The following is a 10,942-nucleotide window of genomic DNA, read 5'->3' as shown; positions in this document are numbered from 1 at the left end:
TAAATCTAAGTCTAAAGTACGGCACATAGTTTTAGATAAAGATATTCCAACACCTTTAATTTCGGTTAAAGCTTGTTCAATGGTTTTGTTACCATTTACATCCTTTCTTGAAATACGCACTAAGTGCTTAAAGTCGTCTTCCATTAAATAACCTCCGTTTATAGAGCGAATCTACGAGACGTAAAATTATAGATTCGAATGCTTTGAACTTTTCAAAGCACAGTTCTTTCAACAATTTAAAACTTAGCATATTAGCTAAGAGTGCAAAAATATCAGTTTCACAAGTATTTTTTTAATTAAAACAAAAAAACTAAGTTAAAAACTAATAAACGCCGAGACTGGGATTTGAACCCAGGAGGGCTGAACGCCCACGAGATTTCCAGTCTCGCGCCTTACCAGGCTAGACTATCTCGGCATAAAATAGTTAGCAATACTTGTACATCATATTGTCTAGAATAATATGATAAAATAATATATTCCCTTCAACATATATAAAGTTATTGTTTAAAGAGGGGATTTTAAAAAAAATATATCATTTACAAAGATTTATTTATTGGTCCTACTTTAAAAAAATTACGAAAATTATAATTAAAAAGCAAAAATATATTCTTAAATATAATATATACATTATATTAGGTGAATAAAATGAATATCCTTTTAATTATTGTGATAGTAGTGGCAATCCTATTTGTCATTTTTACTATTATACATTTATATAACAATTTAGTAAATCTCAGAAATCGAGTGAAAAACAGCTATTCACAAATTGAAGTGCAGCTCAAGAGAAGGAATGACCTGATTCCAAATCTTGTTGAAACAGTTAAAGGTTATGCAGGACATGAAAAAGAAGTCTTTGAAAATGTTACACAAGCAAGAAGCAATGTTATGAATGCAACTAACATTGAAGAGGCAAGCACTGCAGACAACCAACTGACCGGTGCTTTAAAAACATTATTTGCTGTAGCTGAAAATTATCCTGAATTGAAAGCCAATTCCAATTTCCAACAGTTACAGTCCGAATTAACTGAAACAGAAGATAAAATTTCATATGCAAGACAATTCTACAATGATGTTGTACTAAAATACAATAACGCATGTGAACAATTCCCAAGCAGTCTTTTTGCTCGCATGTTTGGTTTTAAAGAAGCAGAATTCTATAAAGCTCCTGAAAGTGAAACCGCAGTTCCAGAAGTTAAATTTTAAATTAAAGGTGAAATTATATGAATGTTAAAAAAGCATTTTGTATAATTTTATTATTTTTTATTTTATTTTCAACAATAGCATTAGTTTCAGCGGATGACGACAAAAGTTATACAATTGATCATGCATTCATTGAACTGACCGTTGGAAGTAATGGTCTACTGCATGTAGAAGAAATATATGATTATACATTTCAGGGAACATTCAATGGAGTCTATAGGGATATCCCTCTAAAAGAAGGAGAAACCCTAGACAATATTACTGTAGATGCAAAGGGAGCCTATCCAGTTACCAAAATAACGGATGAATCAGGTAAAAAGCATCTTAAAATCTACTTATATGCCGATGAAGCACACACTAAGCAAATTTCAGATACTGAAGTGTATGTTAACATCAGCTATGATATGAAAAATACAGTTACTCTTTTTAATGACGTTGCAGGACTTCAGTACAAACTTTGGGGAGAAGAGTGGGATGTAGGAACCGGCGGACTGAGTGCAACCGTCCATCTTCCGGCAAACAAAGACATTAAATATTACCTTAATCCTCAAGAATATAATTCTTCAAGTTACATAACAAATGATACCATCTCAATTACTTCCAAATCCATTCCTTCAGGGGAATTTTATGAATTGCTTGTGTTGATGCCGTTGGATGATTTTAATAATGCAACCTACGCAAAACATGTGAACACAAACGGGCAAGACCAAATAATAAAAAATTTGGATGCCAGCGTAAATGGAAGGAATTTCTGGAATACTTCATATCTCATAATGGGGCTGCTATCCCTAATCAGTCCAATTGTTGCAATATTTATCTACTTAAGATATGGAAGAGAACCGAAAGTAGACTATGACGGCATCTATGAAAGGGAACTTCCAACAGATGACCCTCCAGCTATGGTTAATGCACTAATAGACAACTCACATGATATCGGAACTCCGAACATGAAAGGATTTGAAGCAACAATACTCAATCTCATTGACAAAAAAGTATTTGAACTACAAACCAAAAGGGATCCAAACACAGAATTAACAGAACTATTCTTAAAATTAAACAGAAATAAAACTGCTAATTTGGCCATTCATGAACACACAGTATTCGAAATAATGGAGATGTTTTCCGACAGTGCAGATATTGTAAACTTATCCAATCTCAATAGGGATTTATCCTATGAATCAAATGCCAAATTGTTTATGGAAGAATATAATGAATGGCAACAGGATGTCAAACATGAATATCTTGAATCAGAGCAGCTTGAAACTTATTTCAACAATAAAGGAGCTAAATTCATGAAAGTGTTGGGCATTGCTGGAATAATCCTTGGAATAATCATATTCATTTTAGGACTGTTTACAAATCTCCGCAATGGTATTTTTGCAATTGGAGGTGGAATTGCACTTGCAATATTTTCATTAATTGTAATATTACTTCCAAATGATATTTTCGGACAATGGACACCAAAAGGAAGATTATTCTATCTTAAATGGAGAAACTTTAAGAAATTCCTAAAGGACAACAGCCTGATTAATGAACACCCTCCTGAATCAATAGTCGTTTGGAAAAAGTACCTGATTTATGGTGCTGCGCTAGGAGTGGCGGACAATGTCTATAAATCTATGAAACTTCAAGAAAAGAATATATCCGAATATAATGATGATATATTCCTGTACCATCATTATGGAGGATATTACATGATGCATGAAGCATTCCTCACTGGAGAATCAGCAGCCAACCCTTCATCAAGCTCAGATATAGGTGACTTCGGAGGACTCGGTGGAGGATCCGGCGGTGGGGGCGGAGGTGCTTTCTAGCACTCCTCTTTTTTATTTTTTTTACAATACCTCCTTCAAATCACCTGAAAAAATATTGAAAAATTAACTCTGCAATCTACATCACACAAAACCAGTTTATTGAAAACCCTAACATTATAGAATTTAAATTAAATAAGGATTAATCTAATCAATTTTAAAAGAAGAAACTGTAAGATAAATAAAGCTTCAATTAAGAATAATAGAACAATTATTTGACAGTAATCTTGACCGTCTTTTTAACAGAATTATATTTTGAATTACCCTCATATTTTACATTAGCACTATAAGTTCCATTTTTAGTCAGTTTCTTGAGTGAAAATGTAGCCTGACCAGTACTGCCTGTTTTGGCAGAATATGTTTTGCCATTAACATTAACAGTAATTTTAACAGACTTCATGGGTTTTTTCTTATTATCCTTAAGAGTGACGACATATTTTTTGGATTTATCCTTAACCTTGAAAGTAGCCTTTGCCGCAGTCATTTTCGGAGTTAATTTTTTAACTGTGATACTTGCAGTAGCTGAAGTTGGAGTATAAATATCATCACCTGCAAAGTTAATTGATACCGTATAAGTATTAGGAGTTAATGTTTTGGTTGGAATCATAACCTGACCGTTTGCATCAGTTAAATAAGTTTTAGTCGCACCGTTGAGATTAACAGAAACCTTAGCATATTTAATGAAATGGCCTGCAGAATCGTGCAAATTAACAAGCAAGACCTTACCTGCCTGATAATTTGTAGTTATATTAACAACATAAATGAATGAAGATTTTAAAATATGAATTGATATTTTTATAGAATCAACATCATAACAGTCATCATCAACAGCTACTTGGGCTTTATATTTGCCTGCAGGTAAATTAACAAACCAGTTATACCCAACTTCTGATTTGTATTTTCCAATGACTGCATTTTTAGAGTTATAAACTTTAATTGATGCATTTACACCAGTTACAGGATAATCAGGAGAGTCATATAATCCAATGTGAATATTTCCACCAAAACCATAAATTCCAGTGAAATCAGAAACCTTTAGAGTGTATTTCGGTAAATTACCCTCAAATTCAGAGTTTTCAACAGATGAATCATATTTAGCTCCACCAGTTATTTTAGCTATATTATATTTGAAGATACAACCTGAAGCAGAACTTGAGACAGATATTGCACCACCATATTTAGCAGTATTCTTTTGGAAAAGACACCCATTTGCAGATGTCTTATATGCTCCGCCACCATACTCTGTAGCAGTATTTTCAACAATGGAACATTGATATACATCTGTAAGAGACACTGCACCACCATTCTTTGCAGAATTATATCTTAAATCTGAAGACTCCGCATCACCTTCATCAATAGCACCACCTTGAACTTTAGCAGTATTGTACCATAATACACATTTATCTGCAAAAGCCTTGAAAATTGCGCCACCATAATTTGCAGAATTATAATAGAAATCACAATCTTTAGCGGAGTTCAAAAACATTGCTCCACCCCGTTTGGCAGAATTACTGGTGAAATTACAGTTTACTGCATATGCATCATATAATGCACCACCATCTTCAGTCGCATAATTATTTTCAAAAATGCTGCCACTTGTAGAACCGGTATACATTGCTCCACCTTTAGTAGCATGGTTTTTACTAAATTTTGAATTGTAAATTGTATACCCATATACCGCCCCTCCATTAACTGCAGAATTGCCTGTGAAAATACAATTTTGAGCGGAATTTGATCCCCCTCCAACTGCACCCGCATAAGTAGCCGTATTATTGATAAAAGTACATTCTATAAGATAAGCATTATATACTGCACCTGAAAATTCTTTTGCAGAATTACCTGTGAATGTACACTGTGCTGCAGAACTGCCATACATTGCACCGCCGTTTTTTTCAGCATGGTTATTTAAAAATACGGAGTTCGTAGCATACACATCACTGATTGCACCACCTTCTGTTGCAGAGTTATCAATGAATTCACAGTTATCCGCACTTCCTTTATAGATTGCACCACCATACTTGCCAGCAGTATTGGCTTCAAAAATACAGTGAGATGCATAACCACCACTCATAGCGCCTCCACCAACAGTAGCATGATTGTTCTTGAAGTATGAATCTGTAACTGCATAGCTATCGCCAGTTATTGCAGAACCAACGCCTGCTTTGGCATTGATAAATTTAATATTGTTGAAAATAACATAGTCTGTTACATTAAAAATTCGGGCATTATTGTTTGCATTAATTGTGTGGCCTTGACCAAAAATGTTAACTGAACGTGAAATGACAATACCACTTGAAAATTTAGAATCTGTAATAGGATTATATATGAAATCATCTTTTAGATAAATATTCAATTCATAATTGTCATTAATAATAGAATTTAACTCTGAAAACGATTTAGAAGTTGCAAGTAAAGCTTGAGACTGATTATCTATACTTTCAGATATCATAGCATCACTTGAATTATCGATGCTAATAGCCTCTTCAGTTAAATTATCCATAGCACTAGCTGAGGAGATAACCAAGAAGAATGCCAATAATATTGAAAGTATAATCTCTTTTCTCAACATCAAAAATCTTCCATAAGATTACAATGTTATATATTTCTCTTTGAAATAATATATAATTGTTATGACATATCGAAACAATTCAACTATTTTAAAACAATCAACAAAAAAAAGAAACAAGATTACAATATTTAAAAAAAATTAAAAAAAATAAGCTATGTACTATATTCAATTAAATTGAAAACAAGAATTTAAAAAAAAAATGAATTATTTACTTCCAGAATCTTGGATAAGTATCAGGTTTCATAAACACTTTTGAAACATTAACTGCAAAACCTGAATCGGCTTCCAAAATCTCATTACTTGTTAATAATGAGTGACCTGCCCCTACCAATTCACCTTTAAGGGTTTCAATTGCTACAATGTCATTTTTTTGAATATTATCTGCCAAAGTGGATATTCCACCACATGCAAGATCAGCACCGTGACAAACTGCATCAACTGCTGAATCTTTGATTACAATCTTTGGAAGGTAATCTGCAGCCCGTTCCATAGGCATTATCGCATCACGAAGGAATGATTCATCACCATCTTCAATCCAGAAATGATATGCATCGGTAACATCCTGCAATGTAACCAGGTTATTTTTTTCTGTAAAAGAACCTACCTGTGTTCTTCTAAGCTCCGCCATATGAGCTCCAACGCCTAAAGCTTCACCTATATTGTGGCAATATGTCCTTACATAGGTTCCGGCTTCACAACCGATTCTAAACAATACGTCACGCCCTTCAATTTCATAGATTGTAGAATAGTAAATGTTACGTGTCCTAAGTTCACGTTTTACTGCTGACTTTACAGGAGGCAATTGGAATATTTTTCCGGTAAATTCTGCGAAAACTTCACGAATTTTTTCCTCAGAAACATCATTATGAAATGTCAATAAACACACATATTCCTTAGGAGCTGTTAAAAGTAGTTGTATTGCACGGGTTGCCTCATCCAGACCAACCGGCAAAATTCCAGTTACTTTTGGGTCCAAAGTTCCGCCGTGACCTGATTTTTCAATTGGTAAAATTCGTTTAATCCATGCGTCTATTTCATGAGAAGTTGGACCAGACGGTTTATCCAGGTTAATTACTCCTTTAGAGATATAATCGGTGATTTCTCTTTCTTCTGGTTTACAGCCAAAATTAGGATCAGTAAAGCTTCTGGATTTTGTAACCATCTCAAATTTCATGAAAAAAACCTTAAAAAATAGTATAAAAAATAGTAAAATAATGAATAAACTTAATTATTCATTTATAAATCTGCTAAAGCTGCTTTGATAGCTTCGATATCGCCTGAAACATCGATAGTGTCTTCGGTTGGTTCTAAGTGAGCAATATTACATCTTCTGTTTTTAACTGCTTCACCAACAACTTCTACAAAGTTTTCGTCAATGATTTCAACGATTGCGCATTTTTCGCCTGCTTCTCTACCAGCAATTTTAACACATACTCTACCTACTTCGATTGATGCCATTTATATCACCTTTAATGTTTGAATAATGATTTCTGATACTTTTTCAGGATTAAAAGTACCAGTATTTATAATTAAATCATAGACATCCATATTTGATATGTCAATATTATGGATTTCCATGTATCTTAAGGCTTCACTTTTTTCACGAACAATAATTTCATCTTTAGCCACTTCAACAGATTTGCTTTCCCTATTGGCTATTCTTTCAGAACGAACATCGAATGGAGTGACCAAGCAAATTTTTAAATCTGCATTATCAACAAAAAATGCAGATAATCTTCCTTCAATTATAAGGTTTTCTGCTTCTTTGGCTTTTAAAGCTTGCCTTTTATCAATTTCTTTGTCAATATCATCATTACCTTCAGCAAATTCACTAAACTCAAGAACACTCATTCCCATTTCGGCAGCCATTTCTCTAAAGACAAAACCTGCAGAAATATATGGAATGTCTAATTTTTCACTGAGAAGTTCAGCAGTGGTTGTTGTTCCGGTTCCAGCTAATCCGCCGAGTGTAATAATCATTATTTTCTAGCCTCGTTTTTGAAAAGTTTACGAGCACAGCTTGAACATAAGTATCCGCCGTATGGACGGTTAGGTCTTTTAGCTGTTTTTGACAATTTGTTAATTTCATATGGACGTCCACGAGGAACTCCATGTAACACTGCACCACATTCAGCACAAACGTGCTTGGATGGTTTTTTCTTTTTGTATCTTAAAACATTTTCTCCACCAGGAGTGTTTTTATGAACTCTTTTATATGATCTTGATCTAAACCTATTTGCAGGCATTTAATCACCTATAAATTAATTTAATTAAATAAAATATTTGATAATTGTGTAATAGCGTATTCTTAAAATAGAATAATATAATATATTTTTTTCATCATTAATAAATGTATGTTTAATGGCCGATTTTAGAACCCTTGTTTAAATCCTAAGTATTTTCTTAAAATTTGGCTCATACCGAAAGTACAAATCATATACCACAATAACCAACCAATACCATACGGAATAGTTGCTTCTCCACCATACAGGAAACTACCAATAACATGCCAAAGAGGTGTTAAAGTAACCCAATAAACAGTTTTTGGTAAAATAATTACTAAATTATGAATAGCAGATGTTCTCATCCAAAAGAAAATCAAAATAATTGGAACGAAAGTTACAATCATCGGTTTGAATTGATCAGTCATCATTGCAGTCTGGTCTTTCATCATATCAGCTTGTTTAGCCTGAAGTTCTGCAATTTTTTTTCCGTCACCTTTTTTCTGAGCTTCCCTAAGCTCTTTATTGAATTCTTGCATAGCTTTTTGCTTTTCATTTAATTCATCCTGGTCCACTAAATATTTATTAGCAACAGTAGTGATTAAAGAAACAATAAATGCAATAATTAAAACTGTTAAAGCTGGATTAGCTGGATTAGGATCTATGGCTAGAATTGGATTGAAAATCGCATTCAACACACCATAAATCGGTCCCATTATATCAACCATAGTCATACCCCTATAAATTTAATACATTTACTAATTTTTCAACTGAAGAATCTAAATGATTATCATGATTGTACAAGATTTTTACAGTAGCCCCAGTCAAAGTAGCATAAGCCATTGATGTAGCTCTGTTCATTTCTTGATGTAATTGAATTTCTTTTGCTTTTTGTTTGTCTCTGACACGAGTATCATCATTCATTCTTCTAAATATAATTTCATCTGGATCAGCTTCAATTAAAATGAAAAGATCTGGTTTTAATTCTTCTAAAACCCAAATTGGAAGACCTGGCAAGAAACCGGATGGAGTATTGATGGTACAATGAGTATCTACAATAACATTATCCTTTTCAGATCTTTCTTTAATTTCTTTAGCAGCTTTTGCTTGAATTTCTTTTTGTGTTTCAGCTGATAATTTTCTTAAAGCATCCCTATCTTGAACGATATTTTCTTTAATAGCAATTTCAGTCATTATGTCCCCATAATTTAAATGCACATAATCGACTTTATCTAAAGCTTTACCAAGTAAAGTTGAACTTCCAGAACCTGGAATTCCTGTTAATACTACTAATTTCAATTTAATCCCTCACCTTTTTTTAAAAAGATAAAAATATAGGAGATTTACTCTCCTAAGAATTTTCTAAGAACTGGATTTGAGGACATAAGTTGTTCCTCTGCCATTTCTTCATAAAGTTTATGAATAATACCTACAGTAAGCAATACACCGGTACCTCCACCTAAAGCACCGGTTAAATCTGCTAGGAAAGCAATGAGACCTACATAAATACCACTGATAATGGTAAGTGCAGGAATATATTTTTTCAAAATTTTGTATAACTGACGTTTACTACTTCTAAAACCAGGTATTTGAATACCAGATGAATATAGTTGTTCAGAAATCTTCTTAGCATTTAAACCACTGATTTCGACCCATAGATAAGAGAATAATATACAGAATCCAATAAAGAATATTGCATATACTAAAACATGAAGTGGTTCTGTAATAAACATCTGTAATTTAGGTGTTGATAATAACCATGCAAGTCCGTCAACTGGTTTACCTTTATCAATGTGACCAAAAATAGGCACACCGATTTTTTGGAAAACATTTGCAAAGAGTGTTACGTTTACAAGTAATGCACTGGTCAAAATAACCGGCATGTTACTGGAATAAACAAATTTCAATGGATATTTACCAACTGATCCTCTGATTCTTCCGTGACCTCTTACACTACCATGGGAAATAGGAATTTCAACTCTCATGGATTCACCATAAAGAACAACTAAAAATACGATAATAGTTGCAATTAATGGAATCAAGATACTGAAATTATAAACACCTGTAGTAGCTAATTGTATGAATTTAGGAATAATTCCTGCAAGTAAATGATCTGAACCTGTTAAGATACTGAATGTACCAACAACGATTTGTTGACATACACCTGCTGCAATGAATAAACCGATACCACTACCGAATCCCCATTTGGATACAACTTCGTCAAGGTAAATAATTACTAATGCCCCAAGAACCAATTGTAAAATTAAAAGTGCAGTATAAGATCCATTTATAGGTACTAAGTTACCAGTTAATACTAAGACAGAAGCCTCAAACAATGTAAAAACGATTGATAATACTTTTTGAGTAGCTTGAAAATGAGACTTATCTTTATGAGAAGATAAATCTAAATCCAAAAGATTAGAACCTACTAACAATTGCAATACAATTGAAGCAGTAACAATAGGACCAATCCCTAATGTAAGAATTGAACCAAAACTTCCCGCCATAACTGCTCTTAACTGAGCGAATTGATCTATAGCTCCTGGAGCTAAACCATATAATGGAATTTGAGTTAAAAAATAATATAATACTAAAACTAGAGCGGTCCATTTAAGTTTTTCATTAAAGTCTTCTCTGTGAACAGGAGATTTAACTTCAGGAATAACTTTAAATATTGGCTCTAATACTTCCAGTGATGACATTTTCTTCCCCTGATAATATTTATTAAAGGAAGCTATAATTCTATAGCTTCTCCTCCTAATTCTTCAATTTTTTCAATTGCACCAGCAGAGAATTTAGGTGCTGATATTTTGAAAGTTTTAGTGATATTACCTTTAGCTAAAACTTTATCATAACCTAATTCGGTAACATCAATAACGATTGCATCGCCGTCTTTTGATGCTTTACCGCTTGCAACTAAATTTTCAGCTTGTTCTTCTAAATAACTTAAATTAACAGCATTGACTTTTTTAATCATTTTTTGAGGTCTTTTGAAACCATGTTTACCAAAGTGGTCTGGGTCGTGAATTACAGTCCAGGTCCAGTGTTGTTTACCCATACCTGCTTTACCTTTTCCACCTTTGTTACCTGCACCTCTACGTTTTTTGGTACAGCCTCCACCGTTGGATCTAGAACCTCTT

Annotated in this window: 11 protein-coding genes, 1 tRNA gene and 1 pseudogene; 2 read left to right on the top strand and 11 right to left on the bottom strand. The window is 33.2% G+C overall.

Features of this window, described 5'->3' with window-relative positions:
• Together rps13p and ACJMLH_RS00560 are read right to left on the bottom strand one after the other, a co-directional pair.
• Nucleotides 1–144: pseudogene (gene rps13p, locus ACJMLH_RS00565) on the bottom strand (30S ribosomal protein S13); the annotation flags it as partial.
• A gap of 186 nt (nt 145–330) precedes the next feature.
• Nucleotides 331–415 (bottom strand) — tRNA-Ser (locus tag ACJMLH_RS00560).
• Nucleotides 416–645: 230 nt separating this feature from the next.
• Between ACJMLH_RS00560 and ACJMLH_RS00555 the strand changes: the two genes are divergently transcribed.
• Nucleotides 646–1,203: a LemA family protein gene (locus ACJMLH_RS00555; protein WP_405274015.1), complete on the top strand. Its 558-nt coding sequence runs from the start codon at nt 646–648 to the stop codon at nt 1,201–1,203.
• Between the two features lie 17 nt (nt 1,204–1,220).
• A complete protein-coding gene (locus tag ACJMLH_RS00550; protein ID WP_405274014.1) occupies nt 1,221–3,014 on the top strand; it encodes a DUF2207 domain-containing protein in 1,794 nt (597 codons plus the stop codon).
• 208 nt (nt 3,015–3,222) lie between these two features.
• On the opposite strand, the gene ACJMLH_RS00545 is transcribed toward ACJMLH_RS00550, so the two are convergent.
• The 9 genes from ACJMLH_RS00545 to ACJMLH_RS00505 form a co-directional block, all read right to left on the bottom strand.
• Nucleotides 3,223–5,580, bottom strand: a complete 2,358-nt coding sequence (locus ACJMLH_RS00545; RefSeq protein WP_405274013.1) for a hypothetical protein — start codon at nt 5,578–5,580, stop codon at nt 3,223–3,225.
• A gap of 208 nt (nt 5,581–5,788) precedes the next feature.
• Nucleotides 5,789–6,754, bottom strand: a complete 966-nt coding sequence (locus ACJMLH_RS00540; RefSeq protein WP_405274012.1) for an RNA-guided pseudouridylation complex pseudouridine synthase subunit Cbf5 — start codon at nt 6,752–6,754, stop codon at nt 5,789–5,791.
• Between the two features lie 62 nt (nt 6,755–6,816).
• Complete coding sequence (locus tag ACJMLH_RS00535; protein WP_295611897.1) at nt 6,817–7,038, bottom strand: 50S ribosomal protein L14e; 222 nt, start codon at nt 7,036–7,038, stop codon at nt 6,817–6,819.
• Nucleotides 7,039–7,560, bottom strand: coding sequence for a (d)CMP kinase (cmk, locus tag ACJMLH_RS00530; RefSeq protein WP_405274011.1), 522 nt, complete (start codon nt 7,558–7,560; stop codon nt 7,039–7,041).
• Nucleotides 7,560–7,826 (bottom strand): 50S ribosomal protein L34e, encoded by a 267-nt coding sequence (locus tag ACJMLH_RS00525; RefSeq protein WP_405274010.1) that lies wholly within the window; start codon nt 7,824–7,826, stop codon nt 7,560–7,562. Before ACJMLH_RS00525 ends, cmk begins: the two co-directional genes overlap by 1 nt.
• Before the next feature lie 125 nt (nt 7,827–7,951).
• Nucleotides 7,952–8,530 carry a DUF106 domain-containing protein gene (locus ACJMLH_RS00520; RefSeq protein ID WP_405274009.1) on the bottom strand — a complete coding sequence of 193 codons (579 nt, stop codon included), beginning with the start codon at nt 8,528–8,530 and terminating at the stop codon, nt 7,952–7,954.
• A gap of 10 nt (nt 8,531–8,540) precedes the next feature.
• On the bottom strand, nt 8,541–9,101 hold the full coding sequence (locus ACJMLH_RS00515; protein ID WP_405274008.1) for an adenylate kinase: 561 nt from the start codon (nt 9,099–9,101) through the stop codon (nt 8,541–8,543).
• A gap of 44 nt (nt 9,102–9,145) precedes the next feature.
• Complete coding sequence (secY, locus tag ACJMLH_RS00510; RefSeq protein WP_405274007.1) at nt 9,146–10,504, bottom strand: preprotein translocase subunit SecY; 1,359 nt, start codon at nt 10,502–10,504, stop codon at nt 9,146–9,148.
• Between the two features lie 32 nt (nt 10,505–10,536).
• Nucleotides 10,537–10,942: uL15m family ribosomal protein (locus ACJMLH_RS00505; protein WP_405274006.1), on the bottom strand; the 406-nt coding region annotated here is incomplete at its 5' end.

This window comes from Methanobrevibacter sp. (genome assembly GCF_045116495.1).
Taxonomy (GTDB): domain Archaea; phylum Methanobacteriota; class Methanobacteria; order Methanobacteriales; family Methanobacteriaceae; genus Methanocatella.
The sequence above is the reverse complement of the archived record's forward strand: the minus strand, read 5'-3'. Positions and strand labels throughout refer to the sequence as shown.